Genomic DNA, 24649 nt, shown 5'->3' on the forward strand with positions numbered 1-24649 from the left:
CGCGATGAATCACTTCCCCAAACTGCTGTCCTCGCAGATCGGTTTCGACGTCGCGCAGACGATGCTCGAGAACTTCGACCGCCACTACCGGATCTTCCGCGACGCGGCCGTCGAGGCGAAGACGCTGTACGAGCAGGGCGACTGGCACGGGCTGCAGCGGCTCGCGCGCGAGCGGATCACGTCGTACGACGATCGCGTGAAGGAATGCGTCGAGGTGCTGGAAGACGAATACGACGCGGAGAACATCGACGACGAAGTGTGGCAGCAGATCAAGCTGCACTACATCGGCCTGCTCACGTCGCACCGCCAGCCCGAGTGCGCGGAGACCTTCTTCAATTCGGTGTGCTGCAAGATCCTGCACCGCTCGTACTTCAGCAACGATTTCATCTTCGTGCGCCCGGCGATCTCGACCGAGTATCTGGAGAACGACGAGCCGGCCGCGAAGCCGACCTACCGCGCGTACTATCCGGGCACCGACGGGCTCGCGGCCACGCTCGAGCGGATCGTCACGAACTTCCAGCTCGAGCCGGCGTTCGACGACCTCCCGCGCGACATCGCCTGTGTGATGCAGGCGATCCACGACGAATTCGGCCACTTCGACGAAGCGCCGAATTTCCAGATCCACGTGCTGTCGTCGCTGTTCTTCCGCAACAAGAGCGCGTACATCGTCGGCCGCATCATCAACGCCGACCGCGTGCTGCCGTTCGCGGTGCCGATCCGCCACGTGCGCTCGGGCGTGCTCGCGCTCGACACCGTGCTGCTGCGCCGCGACCAGCTGATGATCATCTTCGGCTTCTCGCACTCGTATTTCCTCGTCGACATGGGTGTGCCGTCCGCGTACGTCGACTTCCTGTGCACGATCATGCCCGGCAAGCCGAAGGCGGAGATCTACACGTCGGTCGGGCTGCAGAAGCAGGGCAAGAACCTGTTCTATCGCGACCTGCTGCACCATCTGTCGCATTCGAGCGACCGCTTCATCATCGCGCCCGGGATCAAGGGCCTCGTGATGCTCGTGTTCACGCTGCCGTCGTTCCCGTACGTGTTCAAGATCATCAAGGATCACTTCCCGCCGCCGAAGGAAACGACGCGCGCGCAGATCATGGAGAAGTACCAGCTCGTGAAGCGCCACGACCGCCTCGGGCGGATGGCCGACACGCTCGAGTATTCGAGCGTCGCGCTGCCGCTCGCGCGGCTCGACCACGCGCTCGTGCGCGAGCTGGAGAAGGAAGTGCCGTCGCTGCTCGAATACGAGGACGGCAATCTCGTGATCAAGCATCTGTACATCGAGCGCCGGATGACGCCGCTCAACCTGTACCTGCAGAACGGCTCCGATGCCGACGTCGAGCACGGCGTGAAGGAATACGGCAACGCGGTGAAGGAGCTGATGAAGGCGAACATCTTCCCCGGCGACATGCTGTACAAGAACTTCGGCGTCACGCGCCACGGCCGCGTGGTGTTCTACGACTACGACGAGATCGAGTACCTGACCGACTGCAACGTGCGCCGTGTGCCGCCGCCGCGCAACGAGGAAGACGAGTTGTCCGGCGAACCGTGGTATACCGTCGGCCCGCACGACATCTTTCCGGAGACCTACGGGCCATTCCTGCTCGGCGACCCGCGCGTGCGCGAGGTCTTCATGAAGCATCACGCGGACTTTTTCGATCCCGCGCTGTGGCAGGCCAGCAAGGACAAGCTGATCCAGGGCGAATTGCCCGACTTTTATCCGTATGACACCGCGCTGCGCTTTTGCGTGCGCTACCCCGCGCGCTTCGGCGCGACGGACCAGAACGAGGGCGCAGGCGACGCGCAGCGCGCCGCCTGACGCCCGCTAGACCGCACCGATTGCGACCCGATTTCCGTCAACGGAATCCACACCGATGAACCCCCAAGACAATCCGCTTTCACACCTGTTCGACAACAACGACGCCTGGGTCAAGCACAAGCTCGAGGACGACCCGCAGTTCTTCGCGCGTCTCGCCCACCAGCAGGCGCCGGAATATCTGTGGATCGGCTGCTCGGATTCGCGCGTGCCCGCGAACGAGATAATCGGCCTGCCGCCGGGCGAAGTGTTCGTCCACCGCAATATCGCGAACGTGGTCGTGCACAGCGACCTGAACTGCCTGTCGGTGATCCAGTTCGCGGTCGACATCCTGCGCGTGAAGCACATCATGGTGGTCGGCCACTACGGCTGCTCGGGCGTGAACGCCGCCCTGCTCAACCGCCGCGTCGGCCTCGCCGACAACTGGCTGCATCACGTGCAGGACGTGCGCGAACGCCACTCGGCGCTGCTCGACGCATGGCCGGTGGGCGAAGCGCGCTATCGCCGCCTGATCGAGCTGAATGCGATCGAGCAGGTCGTCAACGTGTGCCGCACGACGATCGTCAACGACGCGTGGGCGCGCGGCCAGTCGCTCACCGTGCACGGGCTCGTGTACGGCGTGCATGACGGCCGGATGCGCAACCTCGGGATGGCCGTGTCGAGCTTCGACGCGCTCGACGAGACCTACAAGCGCTGCGTGGCCGCACTCGTCGCCGGCGGCGAGCATGCGCCGGACAACGACATGATCGCGGCGGACGCCGCACGGCTCGAAGGCGTCGCGCAGGCAGTCGCCGCCACGCTGAAGCCGTGCGACGACGCGAAGTGACGCCACGGCCTGCGCAGCGGATCGCTACACAGGCGTGCCGCTGCGCACTCATCGAACGGATCTGACACCGGCGCTGCCGCCACGGCGGCGCCAAGCAAAGGAGCGACGGGCATGAAAACCGCATTGATCGTCGGCGCATCGCGCGGCCTCGGCCGCGAATTCGTCCGCCAATACCGGCGCGACGGCTGGAACGTGATCGCCACCGCGCGCGACGACGCGTCGCTCGACGCGCTGCGCGCGCTCGGCGCGCAGGCGCATGCGCTCGACATCACGCAGCCCGAGCAGATCGCGGCGCTCGGCTGGAAGCTCGACGGCGAGCGGCTCGATGCGGCCGTGCTGGTGTCGGGGGTGTACGGGCCGCGCACCGAAGGGGTCGAGACGGTCACCGCCGAGGATTTCGACGCGGTGATGCATACGAACGTGCGCGGGCCGATGCAGTTGCTGCCGATCGTGCTGCCGCTCGTCGAGGACGCGCGCGGCGTGCTGGCCGTCGTGTCGAGCCGGATGGGCAGCATCGCCGAGGCGACCGGCACGACCGGCTGGCTGTACCGCGCGAGCAAGGCCGCGCTGAACGATGCGCTGCGCATCGCGTCGCTGCAGACGCGCCACGCCGCATGCATTTCGCTCCATCCCGGCTGGGTGCGCACCGACATGGGCGGCGCGCAGGCCGCGATCGACCCCGAAACCAGCGTGACCGGCATGCGCCGCGTGATCGCCGAATCCGGCGCGGACGTGTCGCAGGCAAACGGCCGTTTCTTCCAGTACGACGGTATCGAGCTGAGCTGGTGAACCGGTAGTCAGCCGACAACCCTACGTCGTTAATTCCTGTTTCGCATGATTTTGAACCGACCTGACGCGTGCCCGTGCGGCGGCGCGTCCCCCGCTCCCGCCGGCAAAGCGCCGGCGCCCCGCTATGCGGCCTGCTGCGGCCGCTTCATCGACGGCGGCGAGGCCGCGCCCACCGCGCTCGAGTTGATGCGCTCGCGGTACAGCGCGTACGTGCTCGGCGCGACCGACTACCTGCGCGCGACATGGGCCGCGCGCACCTGCCCGCCCGATCTCGACACCGACCCCGAAGCCCCCGACGCGCCGCGCTGGCTCGGCCTCGCGGTCAAACGCCACGCGCCGCTCGACGAACGGCACGCGGAGGTCGAGTTCGTGGCCCGCTACAAGGTCGGCGGGCGCGCTTACCGGCTTCACGAGACGAGCCGTTTCGAGCGCGACGAACAGGGTTTCTGGCGCTACGTCGACGGCGAAGTCAGTGAACGTTGACAAATAGTTGCTGTGTCAGACGCCGGGTAATTCCCGCATTGCACAACCCCATTTTGTCCGGCTACGATGACCTCGAATTGGTCATGTTGCATGGCAGGGCTTACGAATGGCGTTCAGCAAGGTATTGGTGGGATGGATGGCGGCGTGTGCGCTGTCGGCCGCTCAGGCCGGTACGCTGCCGGGCGCCAATACGGGGACGGATTCAGGCGCCAGCGGGTCGCTCGCCCACGCCGAACGCTTCGACTACGCCGATTCGAACCTGCCGCAGGTCGCCGCCGACCTGAACGAACAGATCCTCCGCATTCCGGCCGACGCATCGGGCTCCGTCATGCTCGAGGCCACGCTTTTCAAGCCGAACGGGCCCGGCCCGTTCCCGCTCGTCGTCTTCAACCACGGCAAGAACACCGGCGATCTCCGTCAGCAGCCGCGCAGCCGGCCGCTCGCGTTCGCGCGCGAATTCGTGCGCCGCGGCTATGCGGTGATCGCGCCGAACCGCCAGGGTTTCGCCGGCTCGGACGGCACGTACCAGCAGGAAGGCTGCAACGTCGGCAAGAACGGCCTCGCGCAGGCGGCCGACGTCGACGCGACCGTGCGCTACATGTCGCATCAGTCGTACGTCGATGCGTCGCGCATCGTCGTCGCCGGCACGTCGCACGGCGGCCTCGTGTCGGTCGCGTACGGCACCGAAGCCGCACCGGGCGTGCGCGGCATCATCAACTTCTCCGGCGGGCTGCGCCAGGACCTCTGCGACGGCTGGCAGAAAAACCTCGTCGACGCGTTCGACCAGTACGGCGCGCACACGGCCGTGCGGTCGCTGTGGCTGTACGGCGACAACGATTCCGTGTGGACGCCCGGGCTCGTCGCGCAGATGCACGGCGCCTACGTTTCGCACGGCACGCAGGCCCAGTTCATCGATTTCGGCCGCTACAAGGACGACGCGCACCGGCTGATCGTCGATCGCGACGGCGTGCCGGTGTGGTGGCCGGCGGTCAACGCATTCCTCGCGCAGCTGAACCTGCCGACGTCGGTGCGCTATGCGGTCGCGAACCCGCACGAACCGAAGGCGAGCGGCTATGCGTCGATCGACTCGGTCAACGCGGTGCCGTATGTCGACGATGCCGGCCGTGAAGGCTACCGCCGCTTCCTGAACCAGCATCCGAGCCGCGCATTCGCGGTGTCGTCGGAAGGCGCGTGGTCGTGGGCCGAAGGCGGCGACGATCCGATGGCGCTCGCGCTCGACAACTGCTCGAAGCAGGGCGCAGGTTCGTGCCGGCTGTATGCGGTCAACGACCGGGTCGTGTGGAACGACGCGACGCAGACGGCCGATCACGACGACGGCACCGCACGCGACACCGGTACGCCAGCGCTGGCTTCGCGCTGACCCAGGCCCGTCATTTCCCTCCCCTCGCCCGTCACGCCGAGGCCATCTCAGCGCCTCGCTTCACGCATCGCTCGTGCTCGTAAAATCGAGCGCAATCCGTGGAACGCTCGTTTTTACGAGCATCCAGCTTGAATTCGTGGAGTCATGATCTATCATGATCGTTATTTCGATCCCTATCGACATAACGATCGATTTTACGAACATGAAGGTCAATCAAGCCGCTGCCGCCAGCCCAACCGTTCTCGCGGAAGCCGCCCGCGTTGGCGAAGCGCTCGCCCGTCTGCGCGTTTCGCGACGCATTCAGCAAAACGAGGCGGCCACCCGCGCCGGGCTCTCGCGCAATACCGCCTATCGTATCGAGAAAGGCGATCCTGGCGTCGCCCTCGGTCAGTGGCTTCGGTATCTCGACGCGATTGCGCCAGGAACGACCCTGCTGGAACTGCTCTCCGGAACGGACCCGTCGCTCAAGGCTCAAGCGGCCCGCGAACGCGGCCGGCGTGTGCGCTCGCTCACCGACAACGAACTCAAGGATCTGGACTTCTGATGGCTGCCGTCGTCAAAAGACTCGCGGTGTTTGCCTATCTCGACGATGACTGGGCACCCGCCGGCCTGCTCGAAATGACCGAAGAGGGCGTGAGCCTGCAGGCGTCGAGCTTCGCATACGGCTTGCGCTATCTCGGCCGGCCCAACGCCATCGAAGTCGACCCGGTCAGCCTGAGCCTCGCAAGAAAGGACGAGATACGCGGCAAGATGAACTTTCCGGCGGGCGGATTGACGCAGTTCGGCGGTATTCGCGATGCCGCGCCCGATGCATGGGGGCGACGTGTCATCGAAGCCAAGCTCAGGGCCAAAGCCAACGCGCTGCCCGAGTCCACCTATCTCCTGCACGCCGGCAGTCAGCGGATCGGCGCACTCGATGTTCGGGAAAGCCTGGACACGCCCCCCGGCCGGCAGGCGGGCAATGGCCTGCTCAACCTCGAATACCTGGTCGATTCGGCGGCGCGCATCGAGGAAGGCGAGACCGTGCCCGCCGAACTCGAGGCCATCTTCGTACAAGGGAGCGGCCTCGGTGGTGCTCGCCCGAAGGCGACGGTGCGAGATGAAGACGGCGTGTTGTGGCTGGCCAAATTCCCGAGTCTCAGCGATCGGTTGAACCTGACGGTCATCGAAGAAGCCACGCTTCGTCTGGCGGCACGGTGCGGCATTCGGGTGCCGCCCACCCGCATCGTCGACGTGGGAACCCGTCAGGTCATGTTGATCCGCCGATTCGATCGGTACTGGACCCACCCCGAATTCGACACCCTTCGCGGCGACGACGCGTTATACCTGCCCCCTCGCGCCGGAACGACCGAGCGAAGACTCCCCTTCGCGAGTGCGTTGACCCTGGTCGGCTGTGCCGAGATGGAATCGATGGCGAAAAGTTACCAGGACGTCGCGCACGCGATCCGGCAGCATGGACACATCGATACCATTCGCGCCGACAACCGGGAACTGTTCAAGCGGATGGTCTTCAACATCCTCGTGAGCAACGACGACGACCACCTGCGCAACCACGGATTCATCCACGACCCCCGCCTGCCCGGCTGGCGCCTCAGCCCGCTGTACGATGTCCTGCCCCGGCCGAGCAGCGCGCACGAGCGCTATCTGCACCTTGGCATCGGGCCGCAAGGCCGGCTCGCGACGCTCGACAACGCGTTCGACGCCCGGGATGCGTTCGGTCTTTCGAAAACGGATGCCGGACTCGCGATTGCGGAAGTCTGGCAACCGACCCGCGAGTGGAAGACGTGTTTCGAGGAGCGCGGCGTGCCCGGCAAGGAAATCGACAAGATCGCGCCGGCGTTCCGCCACATCGATGACGTATCCCACCCGACATTGCGTAAAGCGTTGCCCTGATCTCACCTTCCATCGGCGTCCGTCCCGGCGCCTTGCCACGCATGGCCCCCGTCGATCGGGCAACGCGAGACGCTGAATCGTTCGATCTCCCAGTGTCGCCACAAACCACTCACCTCATCATTCCCCATATTTCTGCGCCGTCACGCCCCACCCGCCCCACGATTTTTTTCGGTTGGGGGTCTCGCTCGAACGTCGTCATCTGCGGTCATTTCGGGATATCTGAACCGTACCGTCCCGAGCCGCTCCGATCTGCGCCGAACTCCCGCCAGGCAAGGCTTTGCGGTGTTTGTAACCGGTAGTGCAACGGGTCGCGGAACACGCTAATCTCAGCGCGTTTCGTATCTCGCCGCGCGGCATCCCGTCGATGCCGCGCAGCCGTTTTATCCCCCGGAGTCGCCTTGAGTACGCCAGCCACCGACGACTGGGTCGCGCGCAGCCTGCGCGCGGTCTGGCATCCCTGCACCCAGATGAAGCATCACGAGCGCCTGCCGCTGATCCCCATCGCGCGCGGCGCGGGCCTGTGGCTGTACGACCGTGACGGCCGCCGCTACTTCGACGCGATCAGCTCGTGGTGGGTCAACCTGTTCGGCCATGCGAACCCGGACATCAACGCGGCGCTGAAGGACCAGCTCGACACGCTCGAGCACGCGATGCTCGCCGGCTGCACGCACGAGCCCGCGATCGAGCTCGCGGAGCGGCTGCACGCGCTCACCCAGCGCACGCTCGGCCATGCGTTCTTCGCGTCGGACGGCGCGTCGGCGGTCGAGATCGCGCTGAAGATGAGCTTCCACGCGTGGCGCAACCGCGGCCGCGCGAACAAGCAGGAATTCGTCTGCGTCGCCAACAGCTATCACGGCGAGACGATCGGCGCGCTCGGCGTGACCGACGTCGCGCTGTTCAAGGACGCGTACGACCCGCTGATCCGCCATGCGCACGTCGTCGCATCACCCGACGCACGCGGCGCGCTGCCGGGCGAAACGGCCGCCGACGTCGCGGGCCGTGCGCTCGCGGACGTGCGACGCCTGTTCGTCGAACGCGGCGACCGGATCGCCGCGCTGATCGTCGAGCCGCTCGTGCAGTGCGCGGCCGGCATGGCGATGCACGATCCGTCGTACGTCCGCGGGCTGCGCGCGCTGTGCGACGAATTCGGCGTACACCTGATCGCCGACGAGATCGCGGTCGGCTGCGGCCGCACCGGCACCTTCTTCGCGTGCGAGCAGGCCGGCGTGTGGCCCGATTTCCTGTGCCTGTCGAAAGGCATCAGCGGCGGCTACCTGCCGCTGTCGCTCGTGCTCACGCGCGACGACGTGTTCGCCGCGTTCTACGACGACGACACGACGCGCGGCTTTCTCCACTCGCATTCGTACACGGGCAACCCGCTCGCGTGCCGCGCGGCGGTCGCGACGCTCGACCTGTTCGAGCGCGACGACGTGCTCGCGGCCAATGCCCGCAAATCGGCGACGATGCGCGCGGCGCTCGCGCCGCTCGATGCGCACCCGCAGGTGCGCCACCTGCGCGAGCGCGGCACGCTGTTCGCGTTCGACGTCGCGCTCGACGGCGACGCGGCGCGCGGCTTCTCGCGTCGCTTCTTCGAACGCGCGCTGGAACGCGAGCTGCTGCTGCGCCCGATCGGCACGACCGTGTACCTGATGCCGCCGTACGTGATGAGCGACGACGACATCGCGTGGCTCGCGCAAAGCACGCGCGACACGCTCGATGCAACGCTCGCGGAGATCGCCGGATGACACAACAGCCCCCACGCTCACTTCGTTCACTGCCCCCCGAGGGGGCGGCTGCCTCCCTTGGGGCGGCCCGGCGGGAGGCAGCGACGAACCCTCTGCTCGATACCCTGCAACGCGGCCTCGCCGAGCTCGACGCGCAAGGGCTGCGCCGCGTGCGCCGCACCGCCGACACCGCTTGCGATGCGCGCATGACCGTCGACGGCCGCGAAATCGTCGGCTTCGCGAGCAACGACTATCTCGGCCTCGCCGCGCATCCGGCGCTCGTCGCCGCGTTCGCCGAAGGTGCGCAGCGCTACGGCTCCGGCAGCGGCGGCTCGCACCTGCTCGGCGGCCATTCGCGCGCGCACGCGACGCTCGAAGAAGAACTCGCGGCCTTCTCCGGCGGCTTCTCCGACGCGCCGCGCGCGCTGTACTTCAGCACCGGCTACATGGCGAACCTCGCCGCGATGACGGCGCTCACCGGCCGGGGCGCGACGATCTTCTCCGACGCGCTGAATCACGCGTCGCTGATCGACGGCATGCGGCTGTCGCGCGCGAACGTGCAGGTCTATCCGCATGCGGACACGGCCGCGCTCGCCGCGCTGCTCGACGCATCGGATGCCGAAACGAAGCTGATCGTCAGCGACACGGTGTTCAGCATGGACGGCGATATCGCGCCGCTCGCCGAACTCGTCGCGCTGGCCGAACGCCATGGCGCGTGGCTCGTCGTCGACGATGCGCACGGCTTCGGCGTGCTCGGCCCGCAAGGCCGCGGCGCGCTCGCGGCCGCCGCGCTGCGCTCGCCGCATCTCGTGTACGTCGGCACGCTCGGCAAGGCCGCCGGCGTCGCGGGAGCGTTCGTGATCGCACACGAGACCGTGATCGAATGGATGATCCAGCGCGCGCGCAGCTACATCTTCACGACGGCCGCGCCGCCGGCCGTCGCGCACGCGGTATCGGCCAGCCTGAAGGTGATCGCGGGCGACGAAGGCGACGCGCGACGCGCGCATCTCGCCGCGCTGATTGACCGCACACGCGCGCTGCTGCGCAACACGCGCTGGCAGCCGGTCGATTCGCACACGGCCGTGCAGCCGCTCGTGATCGGCAGCAACGACGCGACGCTCACCGCGATGCGCGCGCTCGACGCGCATGGCCTGTGGGTGCCCGCGATCCGGCCGCCGACGGTGCCCGTCGGCACGTCGCGGCTGCGCGTGTCGCTGTCGGCCGCGCATTCGTTCGACGATCTCGCGCGGCTCGAAGCCGCGCTGGTCGAAGCCAGTGAGGCGCAGGCCGTGCAGGAGACGGAACAGCCCCCACGCTCACTTCGTTCATTGCCCCCCGAGGGGGCTGCAGCCTCCCTTGGGGCGGCCCGGCGGGAGACTGCGGCATGACCGCCCCGCTCTCGCTGTTCGTTACCGGCACCGACACCGAAATCGGCAAGACCTTCGTCTCGGCCGCGATGCTGTACGGCTTCGCGCGGCATGGCCTGCGCGCGGCCGCGCTGAAACCCGTCGCGGCCGGCGCGTATGAGCGCGACGGCGTGTGGCGCAACGAGGACGCCGACCAGCTCGACGCGGCCGCGAACGTCGTGCTGCCGCCCGAGCTGCGCACGCCGTTCCTGCTGAAGGCGCCGGCCGCGCCGCATATCGTCGCCGCGCAGGAAGGCGTGACGCTCGACATCGCCACGATCGTCGCGTGCCATCGCGAAACGCTGACGCGCGCGGAGATCGTCGTCGTCGAAGGCGCCGGCGGCTTCCGCGTGCCGATGAACGACACGCAGGACATGGCCGATCTCGCCGTCGCGCTCGGCGTGCCGGTCGTGCTGGTGGTCGGCGTACGGCTCGGCTGCATCAACCACGCGCTGCTGACCGCCGACGCGATCGCCGCGCGCGGCCTCAAACTCGCCTGCTGGGTCGCGAACCACGTCGACCCGGCGATGTCGTTCCCCGATGAAAACATCGCGACGATGCGCGACTGGCTCGCCCGCGAGCATGGCGCGCCGCTGCTCGGCCGCATTCCGCACCTGAGCCCGGCCGCCCCCGAATCCGCCGCGGCGATGCTCGACATCGCCACGCTCGTCGAGACGCTGCGCACCGCGCAGCATTGACCCAACCGAAACAGATCCCCGATCCCTCATCCCCGACCAGGACAGGAAAACGATATGACCCAAGCCCAGACCGCCGCCACCGTGCAACCCGACGCGATTCCCGTGGCCGCTCCGGTCTCGCAGCGCTGGCGCGTCGCCGACGTCGTCGCGCTGTTCGAGCTGCCGTTCAACGACCTGCTCTTCCGCGCGCAACAGGTGCACCGCGAGCACTTCGACGCGAACGCGGTGCAGCTGTCGACGCTGCTGTCGATCAAGACGGGCGGCTGCGAGGAAGATTGCGGCTACTGCTCGCAGTCGTCGCACCACGACACGGGCCTGAAGGCCGAGAAGCTGATGGACGTCGGCGCGGTGCTCGACGCCGCGCGCGCGGCGAAGGCGAACGGCGCGAGCCGCTTCTGCATGGGCGCCGCGTGGCGCAACCCGAAGGAGCGTCACATGCCGGCGCTGACCGAGATGGTGCGCGGCGTGAAGGAGCTCGGCCTCGAGACCTGCATGACGCTCGGCATGCTGGAAGACGAGCAGGCGCAGGAACTCGCGAGCGCGGGCCTCGACTACTACAACCACAACCTCGACACGTCGCCGGAGTTCTACGGCCAGGTGATCTCGACGCGCACCTACCAGGATCGCCTCGACACGCTCGACCGCGTGCGTGACGCGGGCATCAACGTGTGCTGCGGCGGCATCATCGGCATGGGCGAATCGCGCCGCGAACGCGCGGGCCTGATCTCGCAGCTCGCGAACCTGAACCCGTATCCGGATTCGGTGCCGATCAACAACCTCGTCGCGATCGAAGGCACGCCGCTCGAAGGCACCGCGCCGCTCGACCCGTTCGAATTCGTGCGCACGATCGCGGTGGCGCGGATCACGATGCCGAAGGCGGTGGTGCGCCTGTCGGCCGGCCGCGAGCAGCTCGACGACGGGCTGCAGGCGCTGTGCTTCCTCGCCGGCGCGAACTCGATGTTCTACGGCGACCAGCTGCTGACGACGAGCAACCCGCAGTCGCAGAAGGACCGCGCGCTGTTCGAACGCCTCGGCATCCGCTCGAGCGATGCGGACGCGATGACGGCGAACGCGTAAGCGGCACGCACGGCGAGTTGGTTCGCCACATGAAAAAGCCGGGATACGTCCCGGCTTTTTTTCGCGTGCGTCGCGCCCTCAGCCTGCTCCACCCAGCGCGCGCGGCTCCATGAACGTGTGCCGGAAATAGTCGCGCACGGCATGCATCGCGGGGCTCAACTCGATGTCCTTGCGCCAGGCGAGACCGACGCTCATCGGCGGCACCGGATCGCGCAGCACGATCGTCTCGATCCGCCGCCCTTCGAGCGACCACGGGCGGTACACCATGTCCGACAGGATCGCGACGCCGCTGCCGTTCGCGACCATGCTGCGCACCGCCTCGACCGACGACGTGCGCAGGATCACGTTCGGCCGGTACGGCGTCTCGTTCCAGTAACGCAGAGCCGTCTGCCCCGCCTCGTCGACCGTCAGCATCACGAACGGCTCGCGCGCGACTTCCGCGAACGTGACGCTCTCGTGCCTGAGCAGCGGGTGATGCGCACCAACCCACAGCCGTCGCACCGAGTGGATCACCGGCTCCAGCACGAGCGCCGGATTCGACACGTTCGACGTGAGCAGCACGGCCATGTCGTAGCGGCCCGCGATCAGCCCTTCCTCGATCGACTCGCGGTTCAGCTCGTGCAGGTGGATCGTCAGCCGCGGATACAGCGTGTTCAGCCTCAGCACGTGATGCGGCAGGAAGTAGCCGAGCACCGTGTAGCTCGCGGCGATCGCGAGCGTGCCGGTCAGCGTGCTTTCGAGGTTCGGAATCCGCATCGCCTCGTCGACCGACGACAGGATCGTGTACGCATGATTCAGGAAGCGCCGCCCCGTGTCGGTGAGCGTCACGCCCGACGGCGTTCGCAGAAAGAGCTGCGTGCCAAGGCTGTCCTCCAGCTCCTTGATCGCGCTCGTCACGGCCGACTGCGAAATGGTGAGCTGGATTGCGGCCTGCGAGATCTGGCCGAGCTCGGCGGTCGCGACGAAATACTTGAGCTGTCTGAGGGTCAGGGCCATGGTCGATGGGAAAGCAGATGGGCACGCGATAAACATCATAACAACCGTGCCGCGCCCTTGAACCTGGCCTCGTGGAAACCCTGCCATCCCAACTGCGACGGCCATCTGCGGCCGCTCTCCGGGGTATCGAAAAAATCGATACGGCTGCATACAAAAATAGAACTTTTTTGACGCAACCCGCGCGGCTAACCTGCGTTCAACACGGTTTCGGCATGCGCCACGACGCACGCGAACCGGAGAACCTGGAGGAGCACACCGTATGAGGAAGCACAGCGTCGACCTGAACTCCGACATGGGAGAGGGCTTCGGCCCGTGGACGATCGGCGACGGCGTCGACGAGCAGATCATGCCGCTCATCAGCTCGGCGAACATCGCCACCGGTTTTCACGCCGGCGATCCGAACATCATGGCGCGCACGGTGCAGCTCGCGCGCGACGCCGGTGTCGGCATCGGCGCGCACCCGGGCTTTCGCGATCTCGTCGGCTTCGGCCGCCGCACGATCGCCGAAACGCCGCAGGCGCTCGTCAACGACATCCTGTACCAGCTCGGCGCGCTGCGCGAGTTCGCGCGCCTGAACGGCGTCAGCCTGCAGCACGTGAAGCCGCACGGCGCGCTCTACATGCATGCGGCAGGCAACGAGGCGTTCTCGCGGCTGCTGATCGAGACGCTGCAGCGTGTCGACCCGGGCCTGTGGCTGTACTGCATGGAAGCGTCGGTCACGTACCGCGTCGCCGTCGAATACGGGCAACCGGTGATCCGCGAGTTCTACGCGGATCGCGACTACGACCGCAGCGGCTCGATCGTGTTCACGCGCCGCGTCGGCCGCCTCGACCCGCGCCAGGTCGCCGACAAGGTGCTGCGCGCGTGCATCGACGGCAAGGTGCGCACGATCGACGGCGACGACATCGACATCGATTTCGACTCGGTCTGCATCCACAGCGACACACCGGGCGCGCTCGACCTCGTGCGCGACACGCGCCACGCGCTGATCCGCGAAGGCATCCGGACCGCCGGGCCGCAACCGCTCGCCGCCCATCACTGATTCAAGGAGACCCACGATGCCATTGCACGAAATCGTCAGCCCGCTGCCGGGCACCTTCTACCGGCGCCCGTCGCCCGATGCGGACTACTACGTCGCGATCGACGCGACGGTCGCCGCCGGCGCGGTGGTCGGCCTCGTCGAGGTGATGAAGCAGTTCACCGAGATCGAAGCCGATGCGGGAGGTCGCGTGGTCGAGCTGCTCGTCGAGGACGGCGAGCCGGTCGACGCGGGCCAGGTGCTGATGCGGATCGAGGGGTGACGCGATGAAACCGGAAACTTCCCCCGACGCGTTCTATCGCCCTTCGCGGATCCGGACCGTGCTGGTCGCGAACCGCGGCGAGATCGCGGTGCGCGTGATCCGCGCCGCGCGCGAACTGGGCATGCGCGCGGTCGCCGTGGTCAGCGACGCGGACCGCGACAGCCTCGCCGCGCGCATGGCCGATGAAGCCATCCACATCGGCTCGTCGCACGCGGCGAAAAGCTACCTGAATCCCGCCGCGATCCTCGACGCCGCGCGGCAGTGCGGCGCGGACGCGATCCATCCCGGCTACGGCTTCCTGTCGGAAAACGCCGCATTCGCCGCGCAGGTCGAGGCGGCCGGCCTGATCTTCGTCGGCCCGGACTCGCAGGTGATCGCCACGATGGGCGACAAGGCCCGCGCCCGCGAAACCGCGCGGCGCGCCAACGTGCCGACCGTGCCCGGCAGCGACGGTGTCGTGCAGTCGCTCGACGAGGCGCGGGACGTCGCCGCGCGCATCGGCTATCCGATCATGATCAAGGCGGCCGCCGGCGGCGGCGGGCGCGGCATCCGCGTCGCGCACGACGCCGCGCAGCTCGACGCCGAGCTGCCGCTCGCGCAGCGCGAGGCGCAGGCGGCGTTCGGCGACGGCGGCGTGTACCTCGAACGCTTCATCGCGCGGGCACGCCACATCGAGGTGCAGGTGCTCGGCGACGGCCGCCACGTCGTCCACCTGTTCGAACGCGAATGCTCGCTGCAGCGGCGCCGCCAGAAAATCCTCGAGGAAGCGCCGTCGCCTTCGCTCACGCCCGCGCAGCGCGACGCACTGTGCGCGTCGGCCACGCGACTCGCGCAAGCGGTCGGCTATCGCAGCGCGGGCACGCTCGAATACCTGTTCGACGACGCGCGCGGCGAGTTCTACTTCATCGAGATGAACACGCGCATCCAGGTCGAGCATCCGGTGACCGAGGCGATCACCGGCATCGATCTCGTGCGCGAGACGCTGCGCATCGCCGACGGCGAGCCGCTGCGCTTCGCGCAGCACGACATCACGATGCGCGGCGCGGCGCTCGAATGCCGGATCAACGCGGAAGATCCATTGCAGGACTTCCGCCCGAACCCCGGCCGGATCGACGAACTGGTGTGGCCGACCGGCCCCGGCGTGCGCGTCGATTCGTTGCTCTATCCGGGCTACGTCGTGCCGCCGTTCTACGATTCGCTGCTCGCGAAGCTGATCGTGCACGACGAGAGCCGCGCGGCCGCGCTGCGGCGCCTGGCTCGCGCGCTCGGCGAGCTGCACGTCGGCGGCCTGAAGACGACCGCGCCGCTGCACGTCGCGCTGCTCGCAGACGACGACTTGCGCGCCGGGCGCTATCACACGAATTTCCTCGAGGCGTGGATGCCGCGATGGCGCGAAGCCGCCACCGCCGCCGCGCAGCAACACGCAGCCGACAATGCAGACGCCGTGCGCGTCGGGGAGGCGATGTGACGACCCGTTATACGTTCGGCGGCGACGAGTTCGTGTTCGTCGAAATCAGCGAATCGATGTCGCTCGACGCGTTCTTCAAGGGCACGGCGATCACGCGCGAACTGCAGCGCCGCGCGGTGCCCGGCATCACCGAGATCTGCCCGGCGAATGCGTCCTACCAGGTGCGCTACGACCCGGACGTGATCGAGCCCGATGCGCTCGTCGCGCTGTTGAAGACGATCGAGGCCGAAGTCGGCGACGCGCCGCTCGAACTCGACACGCGCATCGTCGAGGTGCCGGTGCTCTACAACGATCCGTGGACGCACGAGACGCTGATGCGGTTTCGCGAGCGTCACCAGGACCCGTCATCGACCGATCTCGAATACGCGGCACGCATCAACGGCAAGCGCGACGTCGACGCATTCATCGCCGCGCACTCGGGCTCGCCGTGGTTCGTGTCGATGGTCGGCTTCGTCGCCGGCCTGCCGTTCATGTACCAGATGGTCGAGCGCGAACGCCAGCTCGAAGTGCCGAAGTACCTGCGGCCGCGCACCGACACGCCGAAGCTGACGGTCGGCCACGGCGGCTGTTTCGGCTGCATCTACTCGGTGCGCGGCGCGGGCGGCTACCAGATGTTCGGCGTGACGCCGGCGCCGATCTTCGACCCCGAGCAGCGGCTCGACTACCTGCGCGAGTTCATGGTGTTCTTCCGGCCCGGCGACATCGTGAAATTCCAGCCGATCGATCGCGACGCGTACGACGCGGCAGTGGCGGCCGTCGAGGCCGGCACCTTCTCGCTGCGCGTGCGCCCGGTGAAATTCTCGCTCGACGCGTTCCTGCGCGATCCCGATGCGTATAACCGCTCTCTCGTCGAGGTGCTGCATGCAAACTGACGCGCACAACCTGATCGAAGTCGTGAAACCCGGCCTCGCGACGTCGGTCCAGGACATGGGCCGGCAAGGCTACTATCACGTCGGCATTCCGCCGTCGGGCTCGCTCGACCAGTACGCATCGCGTGCGGCGAACCTGCTGGTCGGCAACCCCGAGGAAGCCGCCGTGCTCGAATGCACGCTGCTCGGCCCCGAGCTGATGTTCCATACGGATGCGCTGATCGCCGTCACCGGCGCCGAGATGACGCCGAAGATCGACGGCATCGGGCAGCGCTGCAACGTCGCGCTGCGAATCCGCGCGGGTAGCGTGCTGTCGTTCCATTACGTGAAGGCCGGTGCGCGCGCGTATCTCGCCGTCGCGGGCGGCATCGACGTGCCGGTCGTGCTCGGCAGCCGCTCGACCTACACGCTCGGCGCGATCGGCGGCCACGCGGGCCGGCGCCTGCAGAAAGGCGACCGGCTGCCGATCGGTGCCCCCGCCGGCACGCACCGCGAAGGACGCGAGCTGCCGGCGGCCGTGAGCCGGCCGCTCGACAACCCGGTCGAGCTGCGCGTGCTGACGGGCCTGTACCACCACCGGCTCACCGACGAATCGGCGCGCACCTTCTTCGACGACGAATGGACGGTCGCGCCCGAAGCCGACCGCATCGGCTACCGCTACAAGAACGGCCGCGCGCTGCAGTTCCGGCCTCGCGAGCAGCCATTCGGCGCAGGCGCCGATCCGTCCAACATCGTCGATGCGTGCTACCCGATCGGCTCGATCCAGGTGCCGGCCGGGCTCGAACCGATCATCCTGCACCGCGACGCGGTGTCGGGCGGCGGCTACGCGACGATCGGCACGGTCATCAGCGCCGACATGGACCTGATCGGCCAGATGCAGCCCAACCACCGCGCGCGCTTCGTGCGCGTGACGATGGCCGACGCGCTCGCCGCGCGCCGCGAGTACCAGCGGCGCCTCGCGCTGCTACGCGCCGTGCTGCGGGACTGAGCTCCGGGCGCCCGGCGCGCGTGCCGGGCGCCTGACGCCGTCTCGTTCCTGTTCCGCTGTCGTTTCCCGACCGCGCGGCCGTGCGCCGCGCGGCGGGGACGCTTGCGCGCTGTTTCCGTTCCTGCCGAACCGGTTGCCCGCCCGACGTCGGGGCAACCCTGCGGATCGCATGTGCCGCGGCCGAGACGTCGTTCGCAGTTTCCGCTCATCAAGGAGCACGATCATGGCCAACCTGGCTCAGGCTCGCCCCGACGAGGATCTCGACCTGTCGACGCTCGCCGTTCCCGACCACGCGCGCATGCCGCCCTTTTCGCTGACGATGGCGTGGTGGGCCGTGTGCAGCGCGGTGTTCTACATCGTCGTGGGCGCCACGCTCGCGCTCACCTATGGCGCGCGCAACGCGCTGATCGGAATGGCGCTGTCGGTCGTGTCGTACGGCCTCGTCAACACGATCATCAGCCGCTATGCGATCCGCACGGGACTCTCGGTCGCGCTGTTCTCGCGCGTGCTGTTCGGCAGCGCGGGGGCGGCGCTCGCGACGCTGATCTTCTTCGCGACGGCGATCTACTACGCGGTGTTCGAGGGTTCGGTGATCGCGGTCGCCGCGCATCACCAGTTTCCCGGGCTCGATTACAAATGGGCCGCGCTGATCGTCGTCTGCTACAGCGTGCCGCTCGTGTTCGGCAGCGTGCAGCACTGGCTCGACAAGTTCAACGGCGTGCTGCTGCCGTTCTACCTGCTCGGGCTGCTCGCGGCGGTCGGGCTCGCGACGGCCGAATACGGCTACCACGCGGCGTGGCTCGATTTCGGGCCGACGGGCGCCGTGCCGGCCGGCGGCTGGTGGCACTGCTTCGTCTACTACATGGGCGTGTGGGTGCTGATGATGTTCACGTTCGACTACGCGCGCTTCGGCCGCAAGGAAGACGCGGGTTATCACGGCCGCTTCAACTTCGGGATGCCGTTCTACCTCGTCACGTTTCTCGTCAACGGCGCGGCCGGCATCTATCTAGTCAGCACGATTCCGGGGCTCGGTACGCTCTCCGAAGTATCCGTGGTGCTCGCGCTGCTGAAGCTGATGGGCGTATGGGGATTGCTGTTCGTGTGGGTCACGCAATCGCGGATCAACACCGCGAACTACTACCTCGCTACCGTCAACATGCAGGCGTTCTTCCTGAAGGTGGCCGGCCTGCGCGCGCCGAAATTCGTGTGGGCGCTCGTGGTGGGCGCGGTCGTCTATGCGCTGATGATGGCGGACATCTTCTCGCGGATCCTGCAGGCGCTTGCGTACCAGGGGATCTTCGTCGTCGCATGGGTCGGCGTCGCGCTCGCGCACATCCTGTCGGATCGCTACGGTAAACTGGTCGGCGACGACGTCGAATGCCGCGACGCCCATGTACCGACCTTCAACCCGGGCGGGCTGACTGCCTGGTTCGCCGGCGCATTCGTCGGGCTCGCGCTGAACCAGGCGACGGGGCTCGCCGCATCGCTGTCGGCGCCCGCGACGTTCGTCGTGTCGTGGGTGGTCTATCGCGCGCTGCTGGGCACGGCCAAGCGGACCTGGTTCGTACGCAATACGTGACGGGACGCCTGCGCGCCGCCGTGCGTCGCCAGATCGTCTGTACCGCGTTGCCCTGCGCGTAGCGGATCACGGTCTTCCCGCCCCGGCCGGCGCAGGCCGTCGAGGCCGTCGACCGCATACTCGCTGGCGCGCGGCTGCAGCATGCGCGCCAGCGCCTGCACCGGATAGACGCGTGCGCTGTCATCTGCGCCGTCCTGCGTGGCGGGTGACACGCCCGTCATGTGGCCCGCCCTTCCGGATGACGCACCGGTGTGTCGTATCGGCGCACACGGCCGCTGCCCGCGACCGTACACCGTGTGCATCACACGTGTGCCGCCGCGCCGTCGATCGCCGCGCGCACGCGCTCGACGAGTGATTGATCGACCGGCGCCAGCACCTCGCCGCGCGGCCGCACGCCCGAGCCGAAATGCACCGCGCGCACGCCGGTCGCGCGGACGAAATCGCCGACCGCGTCGACCGTGAGCCCCGAGCCGGCCAGCACCGTGCAGGTCGAGCCTGCCGCCTGCCGCGCGAGCCGCGTGATCGTCGCGACCGCGTCGAGCACCGACGGATGGCCGCCCGACGTCAGCACCGACGTGACGGCCGGCACGCGCAGCAGCGCGTCGAACGCGGCATTGAGGTCGCGCGACACGTCGAACGCGCGGTGGAAAGTCAGTGCGCGGCCGTCCGCCGCGGCCGCGATGCGGGCCAGTGCGTCGAGATCGACGTCGCCGCGTGCGTCGAGCGCGCCGAACACGACGCCGTTCGCACCGGCCGCGACGGCTGCACGCACGTCGCGTTCGATCACGCGGAGATCGTCGGCGTCATAGACGAACGACCGGCTGTGCGGTCGCACGATCACGTTGACGGGAATCGGCACGGCGGCCACGACGGCTTCGATCAGGCCGACGCTCGGCGTCAGCCCGCCTTCGGTGATCGCGGTCACGAGTTCGAGGCGGTCGGCGCCCGCGCGGGCGGCGGCCTTCGCATCGCCGACGGTCGTGGCGATCACTTCGAGGAGAACGGAGGAGGCGGCGTTTCGGTTCATGGGCGGCCCGCGAATCGTCAGGACAATTCGCGCATCCTAGCCGAGCCGCGTGACGGACGCCAGCGTGCCGGCCACCACGTACTTCAGCGGCGTATTTCAGCCGGGTACGTCAGCCGCGCCGCATGAGCCAGACGCCGACGAGCGCGGACAACGCCGTCACGCCGGTGCCGGGCACGAAGCGGAACATGCGCGCGTTGAAGTACGCGCCCTGCTGCTGCATCACGTCGACGATCGCCGGTGTGAGCACGAGCGTCCCCCAGCCCACCATCCCGAGCGCGGTGGTCGCGGCCGCGACGAGCAGCACGATGCCCGCGCCGCGCGCACGCGGCCGGAATGCGCCGGCAAACGCGCCCGCAGCGAGCAGCACGGCCGATACCGCGAACAGCACGGCGACGAATAGGACGGTCGCGCCCGCGTGGCCGACTTTCATGAACGCCGCCATTTGGGCGGCGATCACGCAGAAGCCGGCGATCGAGAACAGCACGATCGCCAGCGCGTTACGCACGACGCTCACGCGACGGCCTGTCGGAAATACGCGGTCGCGGGGCGCCGGAACAGCAGGTAGACGAACAGCGCGAACAGCAGGACGCCAGGAATCAGCACCGCATACATCGACGCCGGCATGTTGACGAACGAGAACGCAATGCCGATCACGAACGTCACGATGTAGGCCTTGCGCGACCACTCGCGGCCTTTCAGGATCGCGATGCCGATCACGACGTTCACGGCTTCGAGGATCACGCTGATGCCGAGCGTCGCCCAGACGGGCAGCAGGTAGTGCGACAGCAGCGCCTGGGCGGTCGGCATGCCGATCGAGAACGGCGTATAGACGCACGTGATCGCGTTGGTCACGATGATGATCCACGCGAGAATGGTCAGCGAAATCGGTCTTTTCATTGTGTTTTCCTTGTTATTCGCCGCCATGGTGGCCCCCGGGACGGCGCGCGCGGTCACGATCGCCGCGGTCGAGCCATTGTCGGGGAAGCGCGGGGCGAACGCAACGGCGGGCCCGCTCCGCTTGCCTCGCCCGCGATGCGCGCGGCGCTAGCCGGCGTCCGCTTCGTCGTCGCGCCAGTCGATATCGCCGCACAGCACGCGCTGCGCGTCGCCGATGCGCACGGCCACCGACAGCGTCACGCACGGCTGCGCCTCGTTGATCGACAGGTACGGCCGCGTGACCTGCACGCGCCCCGGCTCGGCGATCGCCGAGCGGAAATACGGCCGGCGCAGCCAGTTCGCGCCCTGCGCGTCCGCCAGCGGCGAGAAGCGCGCCTCGGCGAGCGCGCGGTCGGCGCGCAGCACGACGTTGCGGCCCGACTGGCGGCCGTGCGCGTCGAGCAGGAAGCAGCGCGCGGCCGCGTCGAGCGCGAGGAAGTTCCAGCACACCTCGTCGAGCGGCTCGCCGGCCGCGAGACGCTCGGCCGCACGTTCGAACGCGCGCAGGTACGGCGCGAGCCGCTGCGCATCGCGCCGTTCGCGCGCGTCGGTCTGCTGCCGGAAGCGCTCGGTCAGCTCGCCGATGCAGCCCGTCGCGGCCGCGCTGTCCGGCAGCCCCGGCGCCGGCCGGCCGAAGTAGTAGCCCTGCACGAAATCGGCCTCGCACGACAGCGCGATCTGCGCCTCGTGCTCGGTCTCGATGCCCTCGACGAGCACCAGCTTGCCGGCCTCGTGCAACAGCGTCACGAGCCCGTGCAGGATCGCGGTGAGCCCGGTGCGGTGCGCCGCATGCGACAGCATGATCCGGTCGAGCTTCACGATGTCCGGGTTCAGCTGCCAGATCCGCTCGAGGTTCGAATGGCCCGCGCCGAAATCGTCGAGCGCGATCAGGAAGCCGTGCGTGCGGAATTCGCGCACGGCCTCGGCGAGCCGCTCGACGTCTTCCGCGCGCTGCTCGAGCACTTCGAGCACGACGCGGCGCGGCGGCATGCCGAGCCGCTTCAGGTTCGCGAGCAGCGCGGCCGCCTGGAACGGGTCGGTGAGCACGCCCGGATGCACGTTGAGGAACAGCCACTCGCGCTCGGCGCCGAGCAGCGCGAAGTTCTCGAGATGCAGCGCCTGCGCGAGCCGGTCGAGCTGCAGCAGCTCGCCCCGGCGCGCGGCTTCGCCGAACACGTCGAGCGGCGACACGGCGCGATCGAGCGCATCGTGCGCGCGCAGCAGCGCCTCGTAGCCCACCGCCCGCTGGTGCGACAGGCTGAAAATCGGCTGGAATACGGTCGTGAGCGTCATGTCGCGGTGCTGCGTCGCCAGACGTTCGAAGCCGGAACTCACCTCCCGCTCGAACCGGTACGGCGACGCGGCGGCCGGACGCTCCTGTTGCACGATCGTCATGCCTTCCTCCTGGTATTGCCTTCGAACGCGGCGTCCGACGAAGCGAGCGGCGCGTGCAATGTCATTGGTTGGACCCTCGGTTGCCCGGTCGACGCCGGACGGCTGCCGAACCTCAAGCAAGCTCCGTGCAAGGCGCCGACCGTCCGTGCGCCGCATGGCTCGCGCCGGGTTGCCGCACCATCCCGGCGCAGGTCACACGCACCGTTTTCGTGCACGCGCACCGGCCGCTCGAGCGCAGCCGTCACGCCAGCACGCTACACTCCGTACGATCGTTTCATTCCCCGTATTCGCCGTATCGATGGAAATCGTCTTCACCGTCCTGATCCTGCTGCTGACCGTCGCGCTATCCGGCGCCGTCACACGCCTCCTGCCGTTCCAACTGCCGTTGCCGCTGATGCAGATCGCGTTCGGCGCAATGCTCGCGTGGCCGAAGCTGAACCTGCACGTCACGTTCGATCCCGAAATCTTCATGCTGCTGTTCATTCCGCCGCTGCTGTTCGCGGACGGCTGGCGGATTCCGAAGCGCGAGCTGTACCTGCAGCGCCGCGCGATCCTGATGCTCGCATTCGGGCTCGTGTTCATGACGGTACTCGCAGTGGGCTACTTCGCGCACTGGCTGATACCCGAGTTGCCGCTGCCGATCGCGTTCGCGCTCGCGGCCGTGCTGTCGCCGACCGACGCGGTCGCGCTGTCGGGCATCGCCGGAAAGGGCCGGATCCCGCCGCAACTGATGCACATCCTCGAAGGCGAGGCGCTGATGAACGACGCGTCGGGCCTCGTCGCGCTGAAATTCGCGATCGCGGCCGCGCTGACGGGCATGTTCTCGCTGCGCGACGCATCGGTCACGTTCGTGATCGTCGCGGCCGGCGGGCTCGCGACGGGCGCGATCGTGTCGTGGGCGTTCAGCGCGCTGTCGACGCGCTTCCTGAACGCCGAGCAGGAAGGCGATCCGGCCCCCGGCATCGTGATGACGCTGCTCGTGCCGTTCGCGGCCTACCTGTTCGCCGAGCACCTCGACCTGTCGGGCGTGCTGGCGGCCGTGTCGGCCGGGATGATGATGAATTACACGAGCTTCTCGCGTAAAAGCACCGTCGCGTCGCGCGTGCGCGCCGAAAGCACGTGGGCGATGATCGAGTTCGTGTTCAACGGCATGGTGTTCATCATGCTCGGGCTGCAGCTGCCGCACATCATCGGCCGCACGCTCGTCGACGCGCACCACACGAGCGACGCGCTCGTCGGCCGGATGATCTTCAACGTCTGCGCGATGATGCTCGCGCTGTATGCGATCCGCTTCCTGTGGGTCTGGCTGCTGCGCTGGTTCGCGAGCCGTCGCGCCGCCCGCCACGGCCTCGCGGGCACGATGGCCGGCGTGCGCACGATCGCGGTGATGACGGTCGGCGGCGTGCGCGGCGCGGTCACGCTCGCCGGCGTGCTGTCGATTCCGGTCGCGCTGTCCGACGGCGTGCCGCTGCCGGGCCGCGACACGGCGATCTTCGTCGCGTCGGCCGTGATCCTCGGCTCGCTCGTCGTCGCGGTGGTCGGCCTGCCGCTGCTGCTGCGCGGCGTGCGTTCGTCGCGCAGCCCGCTCGGCGACGAGGAACGCGCCGCGCGCGCGGCCGCCGCGCAGGCGGCGATCCGCGCGATCGACTCGTCGCACGATGCGATCTCGGTCGATCTCGACGAATCGGGCGCCGCACGCTGCGCGGATATCTCGGCACGCGTGATGGACCAGTACCGCCGCCGCCTCGCGACGCTCGCCGAGGACGGCCCCACGCCGCGCGCGGAAGCGAAGCAGGCCGAAACGATGGAACTGCAGATGCGGATCGCGGCCGTGCGCGCGGAACGCTCCGCGCTGTACCGGCTGCGCAGCGAGAGCAAGATTTCCGACGAGACGCTGACGAAGCTGCTCCGCGAGATCGACCTGTCGGAAACCGCGCTGTCGACGCGCAAGAAAGGCATTCTCTAACGGGCCGGCCGCTGCCGGTACGCAGCCG

At 68.2% G+C, this 24649-nt stretch carries 23 protein-coding genes; 18 read left to right on the plus strand and 5 right to left on the minus strand.

What is annotated here, in order from left to right:
• The first annotated feature begins 4 nt into the window (after window positions 1-4).
• The 11 genes from aceK (at window position 5) to bioB (ending at window position 12096) form a co-directional block, all read left to right on the plus strand.
• Complete coding sequence (gene aceK, locus CFB47_RS16755) at window positions 5-1822, plus strand: bifunctional isocitrate dehydrogenase kinase/phosphatase (RefSeq protein WP_089461706.1); 1818 nt, start codon at window positions 5-7, stop codon at window positions 1820-1822.
• A 55-nt stretch (window positions 1823-1877) separates the two neighbouring features.
• Window positions 1878-2645 carry a carbonate dehydratase gene (gene can, locus CFB47_RS16760; RefSeq protein WP_089441136.1) on the plus strand — a complete coding sequence of 256 codons (768 nt, stop codon included), beginning with the start codon at window positions 1878-1880 and terminating at the stop codon, window positions 2643-2645.
• A gap of 111 nt (window positions 2646-2756) precedes the next feature.
• Window positions 2757-3434 (plus strand): SDR family oxidoreductase, encoded by a 678-nt coding sequence (locus tag CFB47_RS16765; protein ID WP_089441137.1) that lies wholly within the window; start codon window positions 2757-2759, stop codon window positions 3432-3434.
• A gap of 45 nt (window positions 3435-3479) precedes the next feature.
• A complete protein-coding gene (locus CFB47_RS16770) occupies window positions 3480-3917 on the plus strand; it encodes a YchJ family protein (protein ID WP_069248996.1) in 438 nt (145 codons plus the stop codon).
• 106 nt (window positions 3918-4023) lie between these two features.
• Window positions 4024-5298, plus strand: a complete 1275-nt coding sequence (locus CFB47_RS16775) for a dienelactone hydrolase family protein (protein WP_089461707.1) — start codon at window positions 4024-4026, stop codon at window positions 5296-5298.
• A gap of 154 nt (window positions 5299-5452) precedes the next feature.
• Window positions 5453-5842, plus strand: a complete 390-nt coding sequence (locus CFB47_RS16780; RefSeq protein WP_241026014.1) for a helix-turn-helix domain-containing protein — start codon at window positions 5453-5455, stop codon at window positions 5840-5842.
• Entirely contained in the window at window positions 5842-7191 is a 1350-nt protein-coding gene (locus CFB47_RS16785; protein ID WP_089461708.1) for a type II toxin-antitoxin system HipA family toxin, read from the plus strand. Before CFB47_RS16780 ends, CFB47_RS16785 begins: the two co-directional genes overlap by 1 nt.
• 398 nt (window positions 7192-7589) lie before the next feature.
• Window positions 7590-8936 (plus strand): adenosylmethionine--8-amino-7-oxononanoate transaminase, encoded by a 1347-nt coding sequence (bioA, locus tag CFB47_RS16790; protein ID WP_089461709.1) that lies wholly within the window; start codon window positions 7590-7592, stop codon window positions 8934-8936.
• A complete protein-coding gene (gene bioF, locus CFB47_RS16795) occupies window positions 8933-10303 on the plus strand; it encodes an 8-amino-7-oxononanoate synthase (protein ID WP_256946699.1) in 1371 nt (456 codons plus the stop codon). Before bioA ends, bioF begins: the two co-directional genes overlap by 4 nt.
• Window positions 10300-11019 (plus strand): dethiobiotin synthase, encoded by a 720-nt coding sequence (gene bioD / locus CFB47_RS16800; protein WP_089461710.1) that lies wholly within the window; start codon window positions 10300-10302, stop codon window positions 11017-11019. The genes bioF and bioD overlap by 4 nt, the downstream gene beginning before the upstream one ends.
• Before the next feature lie 54 nt (window positions 11020-11073).
• Window positions 11074-12096: a biotin synthase BioB gene (gene bioB, locus CFB47_RS16805; protein WP_089461711.1), complete on the plus strand. Its 1023-nt coding sequence runs from the start codon at window positions 11074-11076 to the stop codon at window positions 12094-12096.
• 78 nt (window positions 12097-12174) lie between these two features.
• Here bioB and CFB47_RS16810 read toward each other — a convergent pair whose 3' ends face one another.
• Entirely contained in the window at window positions 12175-13092 is a 918-nt protein-coding gene (locus CFB47_RS16810) for a LysR family transcriptional regulator (RefSeq protein ID WP_069249003.1), read from the minus strand.
• Window positions 13093-13351: 259 nt separating this feature from the next.
• Here CFB47_RS16810 and CFB47_RS16815 point away from each other — a divergent pair, with 259 nt between their 5' ends.
• The 6 genes from CFB47_RS16815 (at window position 13352) to CFB47_RS16840 (ending at window position 19297) form a co-directional block, all read left to right on the plus strand.
• Window positions 13352-14134, plus strand: coding sequence for a 5-oxoprolinase subunit PxpA (locus tag CFB47_RS16815; RefSeq protein WP_089461712.1), 783 nt, complete (start codon window positions 13352-13354; stop codon window positions 14132-14134).
• Window positions 14135-14150: 16 nt separating this feature from the next.
• Entirely contained in the window at window positions 14151-14393 is a 243-nt protein-coding gene (locus tag CFB47_RS16820) for an acetyl-CoA carboxylase (RefSeq protein ID WP_089461713.1), read from the plus strand.
• Between the two features lie 4 nt (window positions 14394-14397).
• Window positions 14398-15861, plus strand: a complete 1464-nt coding sequence (locus CFB47_RS16825) for an acetyl-CoA carboxylase biotin carboxylase subunit (protein WP_089461714.1) — start codon at window positions 14398-14400, stop codon at window positions 15859-15861.
• Complete coding sequence (locus CFB47_RS16830) at window positions 15858-16733, plus strand: allophanate hydrolase subunit 1 (RefSeq protein WP_069249007.1); 876 nt, start codon at window positions 15858-15860, stop codon at window positions 16731-16733. The genes CFB47_RS16825 and CFB47_RS16830 overlap by 4 nt, the downstream gene beginning before the upstream one ends.
• Window positions 16723-17718, plus strand: coding sequence for a biotin-dependent carboxyltransferase family protein (locus CFB47_RS16835; RefSeq protein WP_089457023.1), 996 nt, complete (start codon window positions 16723-16725; stop codon window positions 17716-17718). Before CFB47_RS16830 ends, CFB47_RS16835 begins: the two co-directional genes overlap by 11 nt.
• Window positions 17719-17941: 223 nt before the next feature.
• Window positions 17942-19297, plus strand: a complete 1356-nt coding sequence (locus CFB47_RS16840; protein ID WP_089461715.1) for a cytosine permease — start codon at window positions 17942-17944, stop codon at window positions 19295-19297.
• A 301-nt stretch (window positions 19298-19598) separates the two neighbouring features.
• Here the strand turns inward: CFB47_RS16840 and CFB47_RS16845 are convergent, their stop codons facing one another.
• The 4 genes from CFB47_RS16845 to CFB47_RS16860 form a co-directional block, all read right to left on the minus strand.
• A complete protein-coding gene (locus tag CFB47_RS16845) occupies window positions 19599-20324 on the minus strand; it encodes a copper homeostasis protein CutC (RefSeq protein ID WP_089461716.1) in 726 nt (241 codons plus the stop codon).
• A gap of 109 nt (window positions 20325-20433) precedes the next feature.
• The gene (locus CFB47_RS16850; protein WP_089461717.1) at window positions 20434-20838 is read right to left on the minus strand and encodes a hypothetical protein; all 405 of its coding nucleotides are present in this window, start codon (window positions 20836-20838) and stop codon (window positions 20434-20436) included.
• A complete protein-coding gene (locus CFB47_RS16855; protein WP_089441152.1) occupies window positions 20835-21221 on the minus strand; it encodes a hypothetical protein in 387 nt (128 codons plus the stop codon). Before CFB47_RS16855 ends, CFB47_RS16850 begins: the two co-directional genes overlap by 4 nt.
• 147 nt (window positions 21222-21368) lie before the next feature.
• Window positions 21369-22655, minus strand: coding sequence for an EAL domain-containing protein (locus tag CFB47_RS16860; protein ID WP_089426455.1), 1287 nt, complete (start codon window positions 22653-22655; stop codon window positions 21369-21371).
• Between the two features lie 298 nt (window positions 22656-22953).
• On the opposite strand from CFB47_RS16860, the gene CFB47_RS16865 reads away from it, so the two are divergent.
• Complete coding sequence (locus CFB47_RS16865; protein ID WP_089441153.1) at window positions 22954-24621, plus strand: Na+/H+ antiporter; 1668 nt, start codon at window positions 22954-22956, stop codon at window positions 24619-24621.
• Window positions 24622-24649: the final 28 nt, after the last annotated feature.

Source organism: Burkholderia sp. AU27893, assembly GCF_002223205.1.
GTDB lineage: Bacteria > Pseudomonadota > Gammaproteobacteria > Burkholderiales > Burkholderiaceae > Burkholderia.